This is a genomic window from Alicyclobacillus sp. SO9 (assembly GCF_016406125.1).
In the GTDB taxonomy this organism is placed as follows: Bacteria; Bacillota; Bacilli; order Alicyclobacillales; family Alicyclobacillaceae; genus SO9.
The window spans coordinates 3,529,488-3,549,441 of sequence record NZ_CP066339.1; the positions used below are offsets into that span (position 1 = coordinate 3,529,488).

At 47.3% G+C, this 19,954-nt stretch carries 16 protein-coding genes and 1 other annotated feature; of the genes, 4 read left to right on the plus strand and 12 right to left on the minus strand.

The genetic code is table 11. The features are described 5' to 3' along the window. Positions 1-180 precede the first annotated feature (180 nt). From GI364_RS16560 to GI364_RS16570, 3 genes are all read right to left on the minus strand, one after another. Positions 181-972 (minus strand): IclR family transcriptional regulator, encoded by a 792-nt coding sequence (locus tag GI364_RS16560; RefSeq protein WP_198850345.1) that lies wholly within the window; start codon positions 970-972, stop codon positions 181-183. Positions 973-1,228: 256 nt separating this feature from the next. After that, the gene (cydB, locus tag GI364_RS16565; protein ID WP_198850346.1) at positions 1,229-2,245 is read right to left on the minus strand and encodes a cytochrome d ubiquinol oxidase subunit II; all 1,017 of its coding nucleotides are present in this window, start codon (positions 2,243-2,245) and stop codon (positions 1,229-1,231) included. A 26-nt stretch (positions 2,246-2,271) separates the two neighbouring features. Then, positions 2,272-3,666 (minus strand): cytochrome ubiquinol oxidase subunit I, encoded by a 1,395-nt coding sequence (locus GI364_RS16570; RefSeq protein WP_198850347.1) that lies wholly within the window; start codon positions 3,664-3,666, stop codon positions 2,272-2,274. Between the two features lie 334 nt (positions 3,667-4,000). Between GI364_RS16570 and GI364_RS16575 the strand changes: the two genes are divergently transcribed. After that, complete coding sequence (locus GI364_RS16575) at positions 4,001-5,053, plus strand: hypothetical protein (protein ID WP_198850348.1); 1,053 nt, start codon at positions 4,001-4,003, stop codon at positions 5,051-5,053. A 30-nt stretch (positions 5,054-5,083) separates the two neighbouring features. Here the strand turns inward: GI364_RS16575 and GI364_RS16580 are convergent, their stop codons facing one another. Then, complete coding sequence (locus GI364_RS16580) at positions 5,084-5,842, minus strand: IclR family transcriptional regulator (RefSeq protein WP_198850349.1); 759 nt, start codon at positions 5,840-5,842, stop codon at positions 5,084-5,086. Positions 5,843-5,980: 138 nt separating this feature from the next. Here GI364_RS16580 and GI364_RS16585 point away from each other — a divergent pair, with 138 nt between their 5' ends. Both GI364_RS16585 and GI364_RS16590 read left to right on the plus strand, forming a co-directional pair. Beyond that, positions 5,981-6,925 (plus strand): sugar kinase, encoded by a 945-nt coding sequence (locus GI364_RS16585; protein WP_198850350.1) that lies wholly within the window; start codon positions 5,981-5,983, stop codon positions 6,923-6,925. Positions 6,926-6,990: 65 nt separating this feature from the next. Further along, a complete protein-coding gene (locus tag GI364_RS16590) occupies positions 6,991-7,980 on the plus strand; it encodes a bile acid:sodium symporter family protein (RefSeq protein ID WP_198850351.1) in 990 nt (329 codons plus the stop codon). Between the two features lie 33 nt (positions 7,981-8,013). On the opposite strand, the gene GI364_RS16595 is transcribed toward GI364_RS16590, so the two are convergent. Together GI364_RS16595 and GI364_RS16600 are read right to left on the minus strand one after the other, a co-directional pair. Next, positions 8,014-9,648: a sodium:solute symporter family protein gene (locus GI364_RS16595; protein WP_198850352.1), complete on the minus strand. Its 1,635-nt coding sequence runs from the start codon at positions 9,646-9,648 to the stop codon at positions 8,014-8,016. A 237-nt stretch (positions 9,649-9,885) separates the two neighbouring features. Continuing rightward, positions 9,886-11,598, minus strand: coding sequence for a 2-isopropylmalate synthase (locus tag GI364_RS16600; protein WP_198854075.1), 1,713 nt, complete (start codon positions 11,596-11,598; stop codon positions 9,886-9,888). Positions 11,599-11,710: 112 nt separating this feature from the next. Next, positions 11,711-11,943, minus strand: a binding site (T-box leader). A 207-nt stretch (positions 11,944-12,150) separates the two neighbouring features. Between GI364_RS16600 and cimA the strand changes: the two genes are divergently transcribed. Further along, a complete protein-coding gene (gene cimA / locus GI364_RS16605) occupies positions 12,151-13,752 on the plus strand; it encodes a citramalate synthase (RefSeq protein ID WP_198850353.1) in 1,602 nt (533 codons plus the stop codon). Between the two features lie 140 nt (positions 13,753-13,892). On the opposite strand, the gene GI364_RS16610 is transcribed toward cimA, so the two are convergent. The 6 genes from GI364_RS16610 to GI364_RS16635 form a co-directional block, all read right to left on the minus strand. Further along, positions 13,893-14,576, minus strand: a complete 684-nt coding sequence (locus tag GI364_RS16610; protein ID WP_198850354.1) for an alpha/beta fold hydrolase — start codon at positions 14,574-14,576, stop codon at positions 13,893-13,895. A gap of 60 nt (positions 14,577-14,636) precedes the next feature. Continuing rightward, positions 14,637-15,401 (minus strand): enoyl-CoA hydratase/isomerase family protein, encoded by a 765-nt coding sequence (locus tag GI364_RS16615; protein WP_198850355.1) that lies wholly within the window; start codon positions 15,399-15,401, stop codon positions 14,637-14,639. A gap of 186 nt (positions 15,402-15,587) precedes the next feature. Next, positions 15,588-16,955, minus strand: a complete 1,368-nt coding sequence (locus GI364_RS16620; RefSeq protein WP_198850356.1) for an amidohydrolase family protein — start codon at positions 16,953-16,955, stop codon at positions 15,588-15,590. A 50-nt stretch (positions 16,956-17,005) separates the two neighbouring features. Further along, positions 17,006-17,881 carry a VOC family protein gene (locus GI364_RS16625; protein WP_198850357.1) on the minus strand — a complete coding sequence of 292 codons (876 nt, stop codon included), beginning with the start codon at positions 17,879-17,881 and terminating at the stop codon, positions 17,006-17,008. A gap of 222 nt (positions 17,882-18,103) precedes the next feature. Further along, a complete protein-coding gene (locus GI364_RS16630) occupies positions 18,104-19,069 on the minus strand; it encodes a fumarylacetoacetate hydrolase family protein (RefSeq protein ID WP_198850358.1) in 966 nt (321 codons plus the stop codon). Then, positions 19,038-19,784 carry a FadR/GntR family transcriptional regulator gene (locus GI364_RS16635; RefSeq protein ID WP_198850359.1) on the minus strand — a complete coding sequence of 249 codons (747 nt, stop codon included), beginning with the start codon at positions 19,782-19,784 and terminating at the stop codon, positions 19,038-19,040. Before GI364_RS16635 ends, GI364_RS16630 begins: the two co-directional genes overlap by 32 nt. Between the last annotated feature and the right edge of the window lie 170 nt (positions 19,785-19,954).

A 19,954-nucleotide genomic window follows, 5' to 3' on the forward strand; every position in this document is an offset into this window, starting at 1 on the left:
TTGAAATAGACGAAATCACCCTGCGATATCTACCATCACAGTCTCCGTTGCACATATGAAACGCAGTTTATCATTATTATACTACAGTATTCTGTATTGTCAGTCAACGAAACCCAAGCACTGGAACCGTCGTCCTGCCGCGACGAAATGACAAGTTCACGGTGTCTATGCCAGTACATTTTACGTCGTGTCGAATCGTTCGCCTCGATATTGATAGCCGTTCCACTCTGATAACCTCTTTGCCTTTTCCATCAATACAGATACAGCTCTCTGTTCCACGTTTCGATGAAATTCTGATGTCACTGCCATACAGGCCATTACAAGTTCCACTTGACCGCTCTGATTAAAAATTGGCACCGCGACGGCGGAGATTCCCTCACTCATTTCTCCATGAGAAACCGCATAGCCAAGGCTTTGGATCTGCATCAAGTTTGCGACAAAACGTTGTTTGTCTACAATTGACTCACGGGTGTATTGTACCAAACCCGTTTCAATGAATTTTTGCCACTCTTGTTCACCGTCATAGGCCAAAAAACACCGGCCAATTCCAGCTCCGGCAAGAGGGAATTGTTGTCCAATCGAAACGGATATTTTCACCTCCTGTTTTGGTGATTCCTCGGAAGCAATGAAAATGAGCCTGTCGTCCCTCAAACGTTCAATGAGGACACTGGTACACCCGGTCTCTACAGACACGGAACTCAACTGCAGAATGGCAGCAGAAACAACATCATTCAACTCCTTGGCCCGGTTTCCGAGCGGGATAAGGTATGGACCAAGACTGTATTTTTTCTTCTCATCATCATATTTTACAAAATCTTCTTGTTGCAAGGTCCTCAGGACGCGGAGGCAGGTTGTCTTATTCACCCCGGTCAACTCTGCAATCTCCTTTAGGGAACTGGATTTGTGGTTGTAGCGACTCAAGAGTTTAAGAATCTTCATTGCCAAAGATACAGATGGAACGCGGTAGTTCAACGGAAAGACCTCTCTTAGAGTTGAGATGAGCAATCGTTTGGAATAAAATTCAGAACTTATATAATATTCACACAAACACATTCATTATACCTGTATACAGGAAAATGAGAAAGGAAGGACGAATACAGAAAAGCAAAACCATAGGGGAACAGGGACTTTGAACGTCCCCCTATGGCAAAACAGCAAACTCACTTATCATATGGCTCAGTCACTGACAGACTGAAGGATTCTGCACCCGAAGAACTAGAAATGACTTTTAGTAGTCCATATGATCTGTCGGTTGCAACCGTTTCCGAAACACCCAATAACTCCAAGCCTGGTATGCCAGGACAATTGGCACCACAGACACAGCGACAATGGTCATCACTTTTAAGGAATAGGGGTTTGACGCAGCGTTGTACACAGTCAGGCTCCAGTGCTTGTTTAAAGAACTCACCATCACTCTAGGGAATAAATCCATAAACACTGTTGCCGATGAAAAAATAATGGTCAATGCAGTCATGACAAACGCCCATCCGTCACGCTTTGACTTGATAAAAAAGCGGACTGACAGCAGTGCCAAACCAGCGAGAATGGGAACTGCACCCGGGTCTATGCCTGCTTTGGAGAACATGTCCGTATCAAAATAGCTCAGGACAATGAAGATAATCAACACAGCAGTTGTCAGTTCTCCAGCGTATACTGCTGCATTACGGGCCTTCTCTCTAAGGTCTCCCGTTGTACGCAATGTGAGAAATATTGCGCCATGAAGCACAAACAGCACCACCATGCTCAAGCCGCCAACAACTGAATACGTACTTATGAGATTAAAGAAATTGCCTACGTAATTCATATGACTGTCAATCGGGACGCCCTTCATCATGTTGGCTAAAGCCACCCCAAGCAACAACGGCGGCAATAGACTGCCTGCGAAAATTACCCAATCCCATGTCTTTCGCCAACGTGGTGTACCCAGTTTACTGCGAAACTCGAAGGCTACGCCGCGGCCTATGAGCGCTACCAACAGCAAGAACAACGCTAGGTAGAAGCCGCTGAACAACGTCGCATACCAGTTTGGAAAGGCGGCAAACATCGCTCCTCCTGCAGTAAGGAACCACACTTCATTAGCGTCCCAGAAAGGACCAATGCTATTGATGAGCAATCGTCGATCTTCATCTTTTTTCCCCAGCATCGGCAGCAGTATTCCGACACCGAAATCGAACCCTTCCAACAGGAAGAATCCACTGAATAAGATGGCTATCAATACGAACCATACGGCATTTAAGGTCATCATGTACCTCCCAGTCTATGACATCAGTTCTAGTGTGATACGCCCATAAATGGAGAGTTATCAAAGTTTGTCTCCACCTCTGAATCCAGCCCTTCTGGTCCCTGTTTAATCGTTCGGACCAACAGGAATACGTCAATCACAGCCAATACGCCGTACAGTGCTGCAAAACCAATGAGCGTCGTGAGGACCAGACCTGCGGAAACTGTCGGTGAGACTCCGTTCTGGGTCTTCAGAAGTCCGAATACCACCCAGGGTTGACGGCCGATTTCGGTCATAATCCAACCTGCTGAATTGGCGATATACGGCAGAGCAATGGCTGGAAGCATCCATCTGAGAAAACGAGGGCTTTGTGCAATTCGGTTCTTAATCATCTTGTACACACCTATTGCAGCCAACAGAATCATCAGCATTCCTGCAAGGACCATAATCCGAAAACTCCAGAAAGTCGTCCGCACAGGGGGAATGTAATTTCCTGGGCCGTACTTTTGCTGATACTGGGCCTGTATTTGATTCATGCCCTCCACTTTCCCGTGTATCTTGTTGTACGCAAGGATACTGAGCATGTCTGGAATCTGAATCTTCATGCTATCCTTATGGTTCGCGTCGTTAATGCTGGCAACCACTGTCCAAGGTGCCGCATCTGAGCTGGTATTCCACAATGCTTCCGAAGCAGCCATCTTCATAGGTTGCGCCTTGACCAAGTGTTGAGCCTGTTCGTGTCCAACAACCGCCACCAACACACTTGCAGCGATGCCAATCGCAGCAGCCAAATGAAACGAACGCTGAAAGATCTCGACGGAGCGCTTTTTCAAAAGAAAATAAGCACTGACACCCATGACAAAAAATGCCCCAGTCGCCAACGCTGCAAAGATAACGTGAGGGAACTCAAGCCAAAGCTGCACGTTAGTAATCAATGCGCCAAAACTCGACATTTCTGCGTGGCCAGCCCTCATCGTGTAGCCAACAGGTTCCTGCATAAAAGAATTCGCAGTCAGAATCCAAAACGCTGACAGTGTAGTGCCAATGGTAACTAACCAGATGGACAGCAAGTGCACCTTTTTCGACACCTTGTCCCACCCGAACATCCATAATCCGATAAACGTTGATTCCAGAAAGAATGCAGCTAACGCCTCCACGGCCAAAGGCGCTCCAAACACATCCCCCACAAAACGCGCATAATCAGACCAGTTCATACCAAACTGGAACTCTTGCATAATCCCTGTAACAACACCTACGGCAAAGTTAATTAAAAACAGCTTCCCCCAAAACTTGGCCATGGTCTTATAGGATTCATCTTTCTTCGTAACATACAAAGTCTCCATGAGAGCAATAAGAAATACCAGACCAATGGTGAGCGGAACAAAGAAGAAATGGTAGACAGTTGTTACACCAAACTGCCATCGAGCTAACAAGAGATTACTCATGCAGATCCTCCTTTTTCTCTTAGGTGTAGCTAAAGCATTGATAGGATACAGTACTGACTCCTACCCCCGTGGTCTCCCACTCCTTATGTTGATGAAACAGTTGCATGTGCGCTAGAGCCAAACAACCCATTTTGCTAATAGTGCATATTTGCGTACACTAAGCAATTCGGACTAGCTGTGATCTAGTTCACTTTCAGACACGTATTTTATGGCGAATTTGTGTATCGTTTTTGTTACGAAATTGTTCTATTTTCGAGACATTCATGAAAGACTCAAGGCGGTATCATATCTTACTATTAAATGTATAGAACGGACTCTGTGGAGAGTGATAGAGATGGCGTCAATTGCGCAGTTGTATGTTAGCAATCACCGAATTGATTGCCCGAACAGAGGAAATATTGACTTGGATATTTGCCTCTTCTGTGAGAATCTGATTGATGTCAGTCTGGACAATGTTCAGCCGTTTATTCGCTGTACGCCGCCGGTGCAAGCAAATGCAGAGCGTGCTCAAGGAAGAAACAGAGAGAGGAAACGTACTGCGAGGAGGAATAAATTGAAATCTGGCGAGAGCAGTAATACGCCAGGGAGTGATTTCAAGAAGAATATACATACAATTAATAAGGTTATCTCCACAAGTCTGCGTCATCCTGAGTGGGGCATCAGCAGAGTGACGGAGACCGTACAACAACAGGGAACTGTGGTTAGCAGGAGAAAAGTGGGAGAGATTTTTAAAGACCAAAACATGGTTTATAAGGAGGACCGCCTGCGGCGGTTGTTGGTACTTGCAGCAAACGATGAGTTAGAACTGGACGCCCATCAAACTGAATTGTTGAATAGACACGACTTGTGCTTTCGCGACAAACATTTTGTTGGGGACTTCCCAGGGCACCGTTTGATTCAAACATCTGTTGCTGTGCCTGCCAAAAGCATCAAAGCACCGCTGTATGCTGACATTGTCATCGATACCTACAGCGGATACACCTTTGGCCATATCGACATGTCTCCTTCAAGGAGCAGCCATGTTCTATTACTGCAACAGTCGGTGTTTCCATTTGTGAGCAAATTGACGGCATACCCCGGCCAGGTTTTCACACCTTCTTCATCGATTTTCTCTCACCGCCAGTTTACAGAATACCTCTCAAACCTCCGTATCGAGCAAGCATTCTTTACTGAGACACCGGGGCTTGTCCATCAGTTTTGGCGGGCGTTTTTACAGCCTTGGGTCAAAGCCGTGCCAGCATACGAACTCATACGAGGAACTAACTTGCAAAGTCATTTTCAACGCGATCTCGATGATTTTAATCACACATACCCTCTGCCTGGTTTCCCGAACGCAAAACGTTCTCCGCAAACCCGAATTGATGGGTACTTGCGGACACACACCTGATTGTTCACCAGGGCAAAAGTCAGGACAACATCAAGACAGAAGCCGCAAATCAGACAGAATCTTGACCTGACACCACTTCAGGTCAGCCAAATGTCGTTCTGTGGCCGCATCGTCCATCCGATAGCTCGGTACACTTACACTGACTGCCCCATAGGTTTTCCCATTAGCAACCAGCGGTACTGCAATGCACCGAACTTCAGGTTCGTGTTCGCCATTATCAATACTGTAGCCCTGCTCGCGTACCTCGCGGAGTTCTCGACGCAACTGGTGTTCGTCTGTCAGCGTTTGATTTGTAATCTTTCGCAGGCTGACACTTGCTAGATACTCTGCCAAGTCAACTTCACCATAGGTGGAGAGAATGGCTTTTCCGATGCCTGTACAGTACATGGGAGCCGTATTGCCGACTTTAGAATACATCCGTACAGCTTGTTTGCTTTCCAGTTTCGTCACATAGACCACTTCATTGCGTTCCGCAACACCAAAATGCACCGTCTCTCCAGTCCGCATATTCAATTCCTTCACATAAGGCTCAATCAACCGCACTGTATTTACAGAGTGAAGCGCTGCACCTGCAATGCGCACGAGGCCCAGTCCCAACCGATATCCTACATCATCGGTCTTTTCGACATAGCCCACTGACTGCAACGTCTCGAGCAATTTGAATGCGGTCGCCTTGTTTAATCCCGTTGTCTGGCAGATATCCTTTAGTTTTTGTGGTTTATCCACCGTTGATAAGAAATTCAAGATGGAAACTGCTTTCAGAACGGCAGTTCCGTAGGCTGCAGGCATGTATCAGTACCTCCACTGCTCTTAGGGTTTGTTGACCGTCCGGGTTCATCAGATGTATAGTCGAATCATAACATATAATAAACTTTGTTTCCTTATAAGAAACTTGTTAAGAATCAAAGTAGACTGCGAGGAGATCGAATGGACGTCATAACGTGGGGAGAATCCATGGTGCTGTTCACACCACAAAACAACGGCCCGCTGGAGTCCGTTGCTGCATTCCAAAAAGGTGTTGCAGGAGCAGAATCAAATGTCGCCATTGGCTTGTCCCGCCTCGGGCATCAAGTTACGTGGATCAGTAAATTAGGTGAGGACAGTTTCGGACGATACATATTCAAGACCTTGCGTGGAGAAGGTGTGGATGTTTCAAAAGTCCAATTCAGCCGTGACCACAGGACAGGAATTATGTTTAAGGAACTGCTCCACTCCAATCGCACCAATGTTCTCTATTACCGCCAGAACTCTGCAGCCAGTCACCTTCAGACACAGGATATTTCACTAGAAACACTGCAAGAAACCCCCTTCATGTTAGTCACGGGAATCACGCCGGCGTTAAGCGCCGACAACCGCCTGACCACGGCAGAGGTAATGAAGAGGGCGCGAAAGCTGGGAATTCGAGTTGTATTTGACCCGAATATCCGTCTTAAACTCTGGCCGCTAGATGAGGCACGCCCCGTACTTCTAGAGTTGGCCGCTCTGTCGGATATTGTCCTTCCGGGCATTGACGAAGGTAAGTTACTCGTCAATGAAACACACCCAGAAAGAATTGCAGATGCCTTCCTACAGTTAGGAGCCAACACGACAGTCGTGAAACTCGGGCCCAAAGGGGCTTACTATAAGACCCAGCACACTGCAAACTACGTGACTGGATTTCCCGTTGAACTCGTCAATGAGGTTGGTGCCGGCGATGCCTTTGCTGCAGGACTCGTATCTGGTCTCCTTGATGAACTGTCAATGGATGAAGCAGTCCTGCGAGCCTGTGCCCTCGGTGCCTTGGCGGTGACGGTCATGGGTGATTACGAAGGTCTTCCGTACCGAGCGGAGTTGAATGATTTTATGTCTGGACAGAGCAAGCCGGCACGATAACACCCCATGAAAAGAGGAGCACACATCATGGAAAACAGTCCTTTTCAAACAAGGAAATCATTCTGGTGACTTGGAGAGAAATCGGAAGCCGAGCGAACGATTATCTTGAAAAGTGGATGTCCGCGGGAGTCATTTCTGCAATCGCAATCGGATACGTATGTCACAGCTGGATGGCAGACGGCAAGTCTGCTGTCATTGTCCTTTTCGCTTTCATGACATTTGTAACTGCCCTAGGAACTCGCATTCGAGACATCACCTATGTCCTGCGAAGTCCCTGGAAAGTGTTACTGGTCATTGCACTGACCCACATCCTGCTGCCCCTCATCGCGTTTTCGGCAGGAAAATTCACACTTTCCCAGTTTCCCCAGTACATCACAGGGATTGTCCTAGCGGCTTGTATTCCGGTTGGCGTCACCTCCGTGATGTGGACCGACTTGACAAGGGGAAACCTGGCTCTAGCGCTTTCTATTGTGTCTATCGATACACTGTTTTCGCCATTGATTCTCCCGTTCTCTGTCCATCTGATACTTGGTAAATCAGTCAGCATTCCCGTTGTCAAACTTGTATGGGGCTTAATCTGGATGGTCGTTCTGCCTACGATTATTGGGATAACGTTGAATGAAATGAGTAAGGGCCGCATTAAACCGGCGATTCATCCTGTGGCATCTCCTTTATCCAAGCTCGCCATGCTGTCAGTGGTGGCCATCAATGTCGCTGTTGTCTCTCCCAGTCTTGGCGGACATAAGGGGATTCTTAAATTGTTGATGGTCCTGATATCGCTTGTAATAATTGGTTACCTAACTGGACACTTGTCCGGTCGAATTGTTGCAAAGGACAATGCGACTCGCATCTCAATGACATATGGTGTCGGTATGAGAAATATCAGCGCCGGTATTACAATTGCAACACAATACTTCAGCCACGCTGCGTCAATTCCGGTGGTTTTAATGCTGCTGTTTCAGCAGCCGTCATCAACTGTCGTCTACTGGCTATACAGACGGTACGGACAAGGCAGGAAAGGGAGAGTCAGAAAAGAGCATACCGTCAGCAATTAGGCACAGGCTGCACAGGCAACGGGGTTACCCAGTTCACTCGTTCACAAAACTCGGCGACTTTGGCAGTTTTTCACCCGGATTTGATAATTTCCCGTCCAATGTTTCACGTCCTTCCGTAACTACAATTGTTGCAAAGAAAAGCAGTAGTACCCCTGTAAACAACGCAGCTCCCAAAAGAGAGGATAGTCCAGTCCTTTCCACCTCAAAACTGCTGAAAAAGCTGATAAGTGCGCCAAACAATAGAGCCGCACCCAGCTTTCTGCGCGTTTCATTTACTGTGAGGCCGATACGCCCCCTGTTTTCAAGGAGTGTTCCAGCGACAATCACAAGCATGGCACATCCCGTTCCAACCCACATTGGATTTATACCAAGCGGAAATGTCACAGCAGAAAATCCGGTCACCGCATTCCAACCGAAGCCCGACACAACGCCGGCAATCATGGACATCAGGATGGTTCGCTCACGTACAATGGGCCACAGTAAGAATGAAATTGTGGGGCCAACGACAGCAGCGTTTCGGAGCGTCAAACCGAACACCGCCCACCAGGCCAAATCCCCGGGCCGCGCCAAGGCGTAGACAACAATCATGACTCCCTGTACCATCATTGCCCAGCGCGTAAATCTCCGGACAGTACCAGAATTGTGGGAGACATGCTGGCGATTAAAGAGATCGAGTCCGAAACTGCTTGCTCCCGAAAACATGAGCGGAGCACACCAAATGAGGGCCGCGGACCAAAAACCCAAGCCAATGAACAACAAAGCCCAGTGCGGCGCGACAGTCTTCAAATAAGACGGAAACGCCAGTAATCCGCTGGCACGGCTGCCAAGATGCTCGCGTGCAGCCATTCCCAGCAGTGCAGGTATCACTGCAAACCCAACCAGAACGATGGAAGACAAATACACCCCGCGCCGTCCTGTCCTAATATCTTTTGCTGCAGAAATTGTTTGAAACTCGGCTTGAGCACTTACGGAATTCAGCAAACTCATGCCAAACCATACAATAATGGTGGATAACCCCACACCGTGAAGACTAAAGAATCCTGGAGAAGATGTCACCGTTGTATCGACAAGTTGGTGATTCTGCAAAACATAATACGCTGCAACCGCCAGTCCCGCAGAAAACAAGACAAGGTTTATGACCTGCACGTATGCCAAAGACCAGAGTCCGCCGAATGAGACGTATAAAACGACCAGCATCGTAGTTGCAATCAGGACCACCGCTAAATTCCAATGAAGCATAATGTGAAGAAAGGACGCAGCGGCAAGAACGTTTTTCATCGCAAAAATCGGAAACGTCAACCCAATGACTAGGGCTGCCACATCCCGCGCTCGCTGTCCATAGCGCTGACCAATTAGGTTGGAGTTCGTCAAATAGCCAATACGGCGAAACCGGCCCAGGAGAAACGTTGCAATAAACAAAGAGGCAACAATCGTTGATACCCCGAACCATATGGCTGAGATGCCTGCTCTAAACCCGGTGTCGATTTCAACAGAAAACATTGAAGCTCCCCACATAGCTGTCATGAGTACAAAAACTTGAAAAGTAGTGAATTGGCGGCCTCCGTCCAGGAATTGTCCTGCATTGTTCGCTTTTTTCTTTGAAGTGTAACTAAGAAGCAGCAAAACACCCGTGTAGGTCAGCAATAGAACCAGAAAAGCTTCCCCCAATATAATCCCACCATTCCTATGTTTTTTATTTATAAAATCATACGTCAGTGCAAATGTAAAGTATTCATATGAATTTAATTAGTTATAGAACAAAATAAAATACTCTGCCTCTGTGGAGGCTAGAGTATTTCATCTGTTAACAATACGGGTTATCTTACAGAGACTTGTGTCACCAAAAAGCTTGTTGCTCTGTGCCAGGAAAGCACAGCCCGCGTTTTGTTGAAATCCGTAACCGCTCTAGTTTTGACCCGTGTTCACCATATCCTCAAGAGAGACGGAGATACCCAAGCCCAGCACCAGTTTATTCAAGGCACTGAACAGCGCCTTGACAGAAGAAGTCATAATGTCACTGTCTACCCCGCACGCCCAATAGGTGTTTCCGTCAGACACAGCGGTAATGCCGATATAAGAAATGGCGTGCGACTTCGACCCTATTTCCAAGGCGTGTTCACTATAGACCAAATCTGAATACTCTATTTCAAGGTTACTTAAAAGTGCGTTGCTGATAGCATCCAATCGACCGTTGCCAATCCCCTCAAGGTCTGTGATTGTATCATTGATGCGAATCGTAACGACCGCTTCAAACTCCCGTTGCTGTGTGAACCGAAAGTTGATGAACTCAATGGGTCGCCCAATATTCGCGTACTGGTTCATAAAAATTTCGTAAATCTCATTGGGCATGAGTTCTTTATGAAGTCTGTCCGATACATCTTTTACGGCATAACCCACAGTCTCTCTCATTTCTCGCGGAAGGTCCAAACCATAGTGCTGTTCGAGGACATACCCGATACCGCCTTTTCCTGATTGACTGTTAATCCGAATGATATCCCCTTCGTACTCTCGGCCGATGTCCTTTGGGTCAATGGGAAGATAGGGCACAGACCAGTGACTCCGCTGTGCCTCTTCGCGCCATTTCATTCCCTTTGCAATCGCATCTTGGTGCGACCCGGAAAAAGCAGTAAACACAAGTTCACCGCCATAGGGGTGTCTCTTGCCGACTTCCATTTTGGTCAATCGCTGATGTTCAGCGAGAATAGAAGGAATATCTTGGAGATTCAATTCAGGATTCACGCCATGGGAGTATAAATTCAGAGCCAGCGTTATCAAATCCACATTTCCTGTTCTCTCCCCGTTGCCAAACAACGTACCTTCGACCCTCTGCGCACCCGCTAACAGACCCAGTTCTGCATCTGCAACCCCTGTGCCCCTGTCATTGTGCGGATGAAGTGAAACAACTACGCTGTCGCGGTACTTTAAGTGATTGCTGACATACTCAATCTGACTGGCGTAGACATGGGGCATTGAGAGGGAAACCGTTGCAGGTAAATTGATGATAACGGGATTGTTTTGTGTCGGACGCCACACATCAAGGACACGATTACAAATTTCAAGAGCAAACTCTATCTCTGTACCTGTAAAGCTCTCAGGCGAGTACTGGAATTGAAAGTGACCTTCTGTCTCTTCAGCACATTCCTTAAACAGTCTGGCTCCTGTTACAGCAATATCTACAATTTCCTGCCTCGAACTGCGAAAGACCTGTTCACGCTGTGCCAGCGAGGTTGAATTGTACAAATGTACAATTGCATTGTTGACACCGCGCAAAGCAGCAAAAGTCTTGCGAATGATATGTTCTCTTGCTTGAGTGAGGACTTGAATGGTTACATCTTCTGGAATCAGGTTTTCGTCAATCAACTTTCGCAAAAAAGCATACTCTGTCTCAGAAGCCGCCGGAAATCCAACTTCTATCTGCTTAAATCCGATTCCGACCAACAGTTGGAAGTACTCTAGCTTCTCATCCAAGTTCATGGGCACAACTAAAGCCTGGTTACCATCTCGCAAATCTACGCTGCACCAAGTCGGTGCTTTTGTAATGTGCTCCTTCTGCGTCCATCCGAGACTGGGTTCAGGCGGCATAAAATACTGCCTGGCGTACTTGTTGACACTGCTCATACTTGGCTTTACAGGCGTTCCGTCTCCCATGATGCTCATCCTCTCCACATTCGCTTTTTTTGCCTCTGACTGCATTTCGTTCTATAAAATAAAAACAGACCACCGCCTCATATTTAGAGACGACTGGCCATTCCCAACCGCGTTACCACTCCGATTGGTTCACAAAGTGAACCCGCTCTGTCACAGATGTCTGTGCAACCCAATAACAAGGGTCAATCGTCCAGGTGTACTTCAGTTCCACCCAGCCGCTCCCGGGCGAGGTTCAGAAATCCGCTCCTGCGTCACACCGCCCCGCAGGTCTCTGGAAAGTGGATATATCTTACTGCTCCCGTTCTAAGCGTTTTAAAGGCGAGTGAATTTTTAGTGATTTCAAACTAACATCGTGCTCAACATCCGTCAAGGTGATTTTATTTAAATTTTCAATGAATTCGCTTTCATCTGATAAATATCCGAAAATTCTATGACAGAGGACTCCCCAAATGAATAAAACCTTGCTAACATGTATAAATAATTCAAATTGACTGATGACTCAGTTTAAAATAGGAGGTACCTATGGAACGAGTTCAACTGCTTGATACAACGCTTCGAGACGGGTCACAGGGTGCAGGCATCAGCCTCACCGTTGCAGATAAACTGCGGATAGCGCAAAGACTTGACGAAATTGGAATTGGTTACATTGAGGGAGGTTTCCCCTCCGCTAATCCGAAAGACCACGAATTCTTTCAGAGGGCTGCATCTGAACTAAAACTGCAACATTCCAAGCTGACTGCCTTCGGCAGCACGCGCAGACCTTCTGTATCTGCAGATGAGGACGAATCACTTGCAGGACTCTTACACTCAGGTGCTCCTGCATTAACAATTGTTGGCAAAGCATGGGACTTTCATGTTCACGATGCGCTCCAAGTCAGTCTTGACGAAAACCTTCAGATGATTACAGACACGATATCTTGGCTAAAAAAACACAACAAGGAAATTATTTTTGATGCGGAGCACTTCTTTGACGGGTTCATGAGAAACCCGGAGTACGCAATGGCTACTGTTAAAGCGGCCGAAGACGCCGGTGCAGACTGGATAACACTGTGTGATACGAACGGCGGCACACTTCCGCATCAAGTTCATGAGATTGTTACGGCTGTTTGTAAACAGGCCTCTGCAAAGGTCGGAGTTCATACACATAATGACGGTGAGGTGGCTGTAGCCAACTCCCTGGCCGCGGTTAGTGCAGGTGCGAGAATGATCCATGGAACCATTAACGGTATTGGTGAGCGTTGCGGAAACGCCAACCTTGTATCCATCATTCCAAACTTGGAACTGAAACTACAGCACCCTTGCCTCGCGTCGTCGTCCCATTTGCAGCAACTGACGGAACTATCCAAATTCGTTAATGAAGTCGTAAACCTGGTTCCCCACGGCTACCAACCCTTTGTTGGACACAGCGCATTTGCACATAAGGGCGGGATCCACGCTAGTGCCATCATGAAAAACCCCACTACCTATGAACACATACGTCCTGAACTCGTCGGCAATGAACGACGAATACTTGTATCGGAACTTTCGGGTGTCTCAAACCTGCAGTACCAGGCGGAAAAGCTCGGACTGGATGTGCGAGGCGAAAAGGACAAGGTTCGAAATCTGCTCAATGAAATTAAGAAATTGGAACATGAAGGCTATCAATTTGAGGATGCTGAGGCTTCACAAGAGTTGCTTTTGCTAAAAGCACTGGGACAACTGCCTGAACAATTTCAGTTCGACTCCATGCAAGTGGAAGCCACGAAGAAAATTGGAGATGAATTCACTTCTCAGGCCATTGTGAAATTCAGGGTGCAAAATGAGATGGTACACACCGTTGCAACAGGGAACGGCCCAGTGAATGCGCTCGATAAGGCACTGAGAAAAGCTATGCAACCTTTTTACCCTGTCATTGAAACAATGCACTTAACGGATTACAAGGTTCGGGTTTTGGAAGAAAAGGACGGTACAGCTGGTAAAGTACGCGTAATTATCGAGAGTACAAACGGTCACGATGTCTGGCGGACGGTAGGTGTCTCAGAAAATATTATCGAAGCAAGCTGGGAAGCGTTGACGGACAGTCTTACCTACTTTCTCTGGTTTATCCAGAAACCAACGAAGGAAACAGCCGCATACCCGGTCTAATCTACGCAAGCGAGTTCAGCAGGATGAACGAAAATTCTATGCCGAAAGTCGTCGAACAACTGCTGAACTCTGTGAACGGATGCGAAGAGGATTTGGATGGAGCAGCTTGTGGTTGATTCCATCCTTGATTCCATCCTTGCTTACTGAATCTCATCACGAATGCTCCGGATATAACTGACGGTCTCATCGGGTCGTTCAAGCATCACGTAGTGAGCTGCGCTTGGAATCACCCAGGTTCTCACACGAGAATTTGCAGCAAGCATCTCGTCCTTAGACAAAGGGGGCAACAGCTTGTCTTCAGAACCGTACAGTACATGTACCGGAAGGGTTAGCTTTGAGAGAGTCGCTTTACCATCGTCGTACCGATTGCAACACTCATAGTCTGAGAGTGTAATTTCTGTAGAAACAAGGGTGATTTCTGTGCGCTCATCTTCAATGAGTTTTCTATCGGCATTTTTTCGATAAGAAGCATTGAATAAGGAATTTGGAAACTCTCCGTCTCGCAGTCTCGAGAGAATCTTCTCATGCACAGGGAGACGGTAATGACTCGCTACCATGATGAGACCTTTTACATGGGGATTTCGTGCCGCAAGTTCAATTCCAATCAATCCACCCATGGAATGTCCCACGATGACAACATCCTGATGAATCTGTTCGCTCAGTGCTTCTGCATAGGCCCTAATGCTCTCCTTGGCTGCCCCTGTCTCAACCCCGTGGCCTGGCAGATCGATATAGAGGCCGTCGGACTCAGGCAGACGTTCCCGCACGAAACGCCATTTTGATTTTGTGCCACCCGCACCGTGAATAAACAGAAATGGCAGCATGCAACCATCCTCCAGTCTTGTAGTCTGAGTTAGTTATTGCTGTTTGTTCCGGATGAGTTTCTAAAATCTTGCAGCCCGCTTCTCTGAAAATGCCTGCACACCTTCCATGAAGTCTGCGGCATCTACCCAACTCCGCTGCTTTGCAGTTGGCTTTGGAACTGGGTTTAACACGTTTTCCTTTACCGCCCTTAACGAAGCGCGAGATTGCATCAATATCTTCCGACATAGTTTAAGGGTCTCCGAGCCCAAGTTCTCACTGTTCGTCACATAATTCAGTATTCCGACCTCTAGTGCCCTATCTGCATCATAACTGCGAGCCGTATAGACCAAGTCCATGGTTCTGCTGGTCCCCAAGGTGCGAATCATACGACTCAAAAACGGTTCCTCGAGGGTTATCCCAAGTTTCCCAACAGGCATACCAAATTTTGCTTTTTCTGTACCAATCCTGATATCACAGGCCATTGCCAGAATAAATCCTGCGCCAAAAGCAGGGCCATTAATAGACGCCATCGTCGGTATTGGAATGCTTTCAATACTTTTCATTGCCGTTTCCATGGTCTCAAAGGCTTCATTTGCCTCTTGGGGAGACAACTTCGCAAATTCTTTGATGTCGCTTCCTGCAGTAAAATCCTGCCCCGCACCTCTTATGACCAGCACCCGTGTCTTTTTCGGAAGTTTATTCGTCCATTCCGAGATGGTGTGCCACATGTCCTTTGTCAATGCGTTGCGCTGATGGGGACGGCTAATTGTAATAATACCGACTGGACCAGCCAGTTGAAAACGCAATGTACCCATGTCATTGAAGCGTTCAACCACAACTTTCATTGTGTCTCCTCCCGTCTTGCTCAGTTGTCTCGCTCAGTTGGTGCACCAAGTCCCCTTCGTATCCACACACTTACCTTGTCAGTCATCATCAGCAAGTCACGGATTCCGCTGATGCGAAATCCGTGAACGCTTTAAAGATGCGTTAGTCACCCAGTTTCAGTTTGCAGAACCTCGACAGCACAATGATTACATTGGCCATGCGCCTTCAGGTACTCCGTATTCAGAGAAAATGTAGTCTCGTGATGTAGAGGCAAGGCTTCTAATTCTGTCCATATCCACGTTCAACAGGCGCCCGTCACGCTTCACTGCTTTTCCTGCAACAAAGACCGAGTCCACATTTCCAACGTGTGCGGAGAAGGTTACGGAACCAACGGGATCGTTCATGGGAGTCATGTTAATATCCGTAGCCCGAATCATGATGATGTCGGCTTGTTTACCCGGTGTCAAAGAACCTACTTTCCCTTCCAGCCCCAATGCTCTGGCACCGTCAACCGTTGCAAAATGCAGTATGTCCTTGGCTGTCATAGGCAGACTCTCCGGCATCTCTCCGCGTGCCAACACTGTTTCATTAATGCGAGAGCGCTCGGCCTGTGCCATAAACTTCATCTGTGCAAACATCTCGCCGCCGGTGGAAGTTACTACGTCGATTCCAATTGTGGGACGTCCCCCGTGCTTTGTGAGTTTGCCTGTGAGAGGGTAGCCGTGACCCATCATCAATTCGACTTCAGGCGTTACTGAGACCGACGCCCCAGTGTCTGCAATCATCTTATATTCTTCATCACTGATAGAGTTGACATGCACGAGATTGAGATCGGGAGCCAAGAGACCCGCATTGTACATTTTCTCAATGGAGCGGTCGGCTGAACCCCAGGAGCCAAAGCCCACGTGCATCGAGCAGATTGCATCCAATTCCCTGGCCAACTTTATATCGTGAAGGGTTGATTCCCATGATGAAAATTCCGGTCCGCGGATTGCCAGACCCATGGTCAAAAGCTGATCTTTGGATGAGAAATACTTTTCTTTTAACCGGGTCGCATCGTCAGAGTGATTCAGTGCACTTTCCCTGTGCCAGTAGTCACCGGCCCCGCGCAACGGTGTTCCGTGAGCAAACACTGCACGAATTCCCGCCTCTTGCAGCGCGCGCACCATTTCGTCTCCGTGTTCAGGCGAGTTAATCATAGACCAGTCCAAAAGCGATGTGATGCCGGCATTCAAGGCTTCCAATGCGCCGAGCAAATTCCCAATGTACACGTCCTCCGGTCGCAGTACTCCGCCCAGCCCGCCAAAATACAGGTGGTTCAGATATGTCGGGAGCGTCCAATCAGGTCCTGCGTTTCGAATGACCGCTTCCCAAACGTGCCGGTGTGTGTCCACAAACCCAGGCAAAACAATCATTTCACTAGCGTCCACTACTTCACAGTCAGATGCGTCAATGTTTGGTCCAACAGAGATGATGTTGCCGTTTTCAATCAAGACGTCTGCCGTTTCAAAATTCCCCAGAGATTCATCCATTGTCAGGACGCAGCCATTCTTAATGAGCATTCGGTTTGCCATTAGATATCCCCCTTAGATTGGTTATATAATCAGTGAATCACTGTTTCACCCTAGACCAACGATTGCTCAAATGCAGTTCCCCAGCGCGTCATACACTCTTCTGTTTCCCACACGCGCGGTTTCTGGGGGTAGTTTTCATGCCACGGCCGCGGTTCGAACATGTCTAATTCTGGAACGTAGATGTCCGCATCTGTGAACAGTTCAATCATGTTCCCATCGGGATCACGATGGTATGTCGCAATGTTATGCCCGGCTCCGTGACGGGACGGTCCCCACAGAATTCGGATACCGTTGCGCCCCAATGTATCCATTGACTGTATCAAGTGACTGTAATCTCTAAGTTCCAAAGCCATGTGATGCATTTCTTTTCTATCAGATGTCGCAAAGTTCAAGACGTGGTGGTCTCGGTTACACGTCATAAATCCAAAAAAGTCTTCAATCCAATCCGTATTTGTGAATCCAAACTGCTTATAGAACTCGACGGACTTCTTTGCGTCCTGTACCCGAAGTGACAGGTGCCCCACTTTGTTTGGTGCGACGCCGGTCTTTTTAAAGCCCTCAGCTGCCAGTTCCATCTCTCCGAAAAGCTGAACGGTGTATCCATCTATATCCTTGAACTCAACCAACTCTGAAACTCCAGGCATCGGGTCTGTCTTCACATTCCCATTCAGTCCCATTCGCTCCAGTTCTGACGCAGCCTCTGCTACTGACATTTCCGGAACCAGTTGCAGACCAAATCCGACAACACCAGACTCTGAGGACTGTTCCAAAATAATATTGTGATGGTCAATGGAAGTGCTTACATAAGCCGTCTGACTGTCTTGCTGAGTGACCGTTAAGCCCAGCACATCCGTATAGTACTCCAGCATTCTCTCCATGTTTTGTGTCTGAAAGTGAACATAACCTAAACGAAACACCTTAATCATGGTTGTTCCTCCTTCTAAAATGCTTCATAGATTTATACTTCATCTCAGTTATATTTCAAAATCCCCGGAAGATTTCGTAACTTTTCTCTTATACAAAACATCCCCTTCCCCGCCGACTTATTTAGACCACTGGCCCTCCGGGCAGACCTGCTTCAGTTCCTTTATTGAAGAGAGCCGGCGGCCAGCGGATTTCATTCCCTCTGAACTTACTGTTCTCGAAGACTATTTCGCGGCGCCAGAAACCACTTTGTTCTGTTGAACGCCCAAGTTGATTCGACCGTCACTGCTTTTGATTTCCGTTCGAATCTCATCACCGTCCTTCAAATATGCCTGCCTTTCTTTTTGAGTGCTTAAGAGACGTTGCATTCTGTCTTCACTCGGCAATGTGGCATTGGAAACGTAGACCATGTCTTCCCTGTCCATCTTAAGTGCGACGCCGCCTGGGGTACCAGTTAAAACGAGATCGCCGGGAAAGAGGTCTACAATTTCCGAGAGTTCTGAAAGAGACTCTTCAGGCTTAAACAGCAGTTGATTTGTGTTTGCGGACTGCCTCACTTCACCGTTTACAGAAAGATTCAAATCCAAATCATGAATAAGGCTCGCTTCATCCTTGCCAAACAGGTACAAGAACGGTCCTGTCGGGCAGAATGTACGATAACTCTTGCCCTTAAACCACTGACCTTCAACCAACTGAACATCTCTCGCCGAAACATCGTTCGCAATCACGATGCCAGCTACATAATCCAAAAAGTTGGTTTGCGTAATCTCTGTTGGAGACGTTAAGGGAGATTTGATAACCAAGCCTACTTCGACCTCATAATCCAGGAGTTCTACATGTCGCGGTCTGACGATGTTGTCGGTTGGACCTGACAAGGATGTGTAGGACTTAGTAAAAATGAGATTATAGGAGGGCTTGCTCGGCTCCATACCTGCTTCCTGTCGATGGTTGGAATAGTTTGCACCCTGACAAATAATTTGTGCAGGTGCCGTGACTGGACTGAGCAATTTCACTTGGCTGAGCGAAAATTTCTCAGATGTCGGAGGTTCACTCATTTCAACAACCCCGCTGGACAGTAAGTCACCTAATGTATCGTAACTTCCTTTCAGTGCGTGAACAGAGTTGTCCTCGACAAATCCAAAACGAACTTTACTTCCGTCATGAAATCTCACTAGAGTCTTTCCCAACATCAGCACTCCCTTCATTGCTTTCCTCAATTAACGCCGTCACACTTTGCAGCAATTCCGTCATGGTACGTTTAGCTCCAGCTTCGTCACCTTTACAAACTGCGTCCATAACAGCCTTATGCTGCGTCAGTGCATTGGCCCTCGGTTGTTCTTCTCTTGCTTTCAGAACCGGAATTGTTTTACGTCTGCTATACAAAAGCGCATCCCGTAAAAGTCTTATCAAGTTCAACATGAGCTCGTTGTGTGCAGCAGCAATGATACTGTCGTGAAAATCGTAGTCTGCAGTTGCCCAGTCGGATTCGTTGTCAGTCGACTGTTGAAGCTTAGCAAATGCTAATCTAATTTCGTTTCTATCCTCGTCGGTGGCATTTTTCGCCGCCATAGCTACTGCCGCAGGTTCAATCACCAACCTGATTTCTACGACCTGTAGTAAAAACCTCTGATTGAGCGATGTATCTATCGACCAGCGCAGTACATCAGTATTCCACCACTGCCAGTCAGACCTGTCACGAACCACTGTTCCAACCTTAGGTTGTGAGGCAATGAGGCCAAGCGTCGACAGTCCTTTTAGAGCCTCACGCGTTACAGTCCTGCTGACCCCTTTCATTTCACTCAGGGCTTCCACACTTGGGAGCACTTGTCCGGATTCAAGTTCACCACTTATGATTTCACGCCCAAGTTCCTGAACTAATTGGCCACTTAGTTTCAAATTTCTCATTGACAATCTCCATTCTCATGCATGGAATGTTCACCATTTATTCAATAATAATATGTTATTATTTTTAAATCAACACCTCAATTTAGAATCGTCTGAAACTATAACGAATAGACTAGCATTCTTTTTATCGTATCCTGGCCACACGTTGGTTTGGGCCAGTAGATAACTAA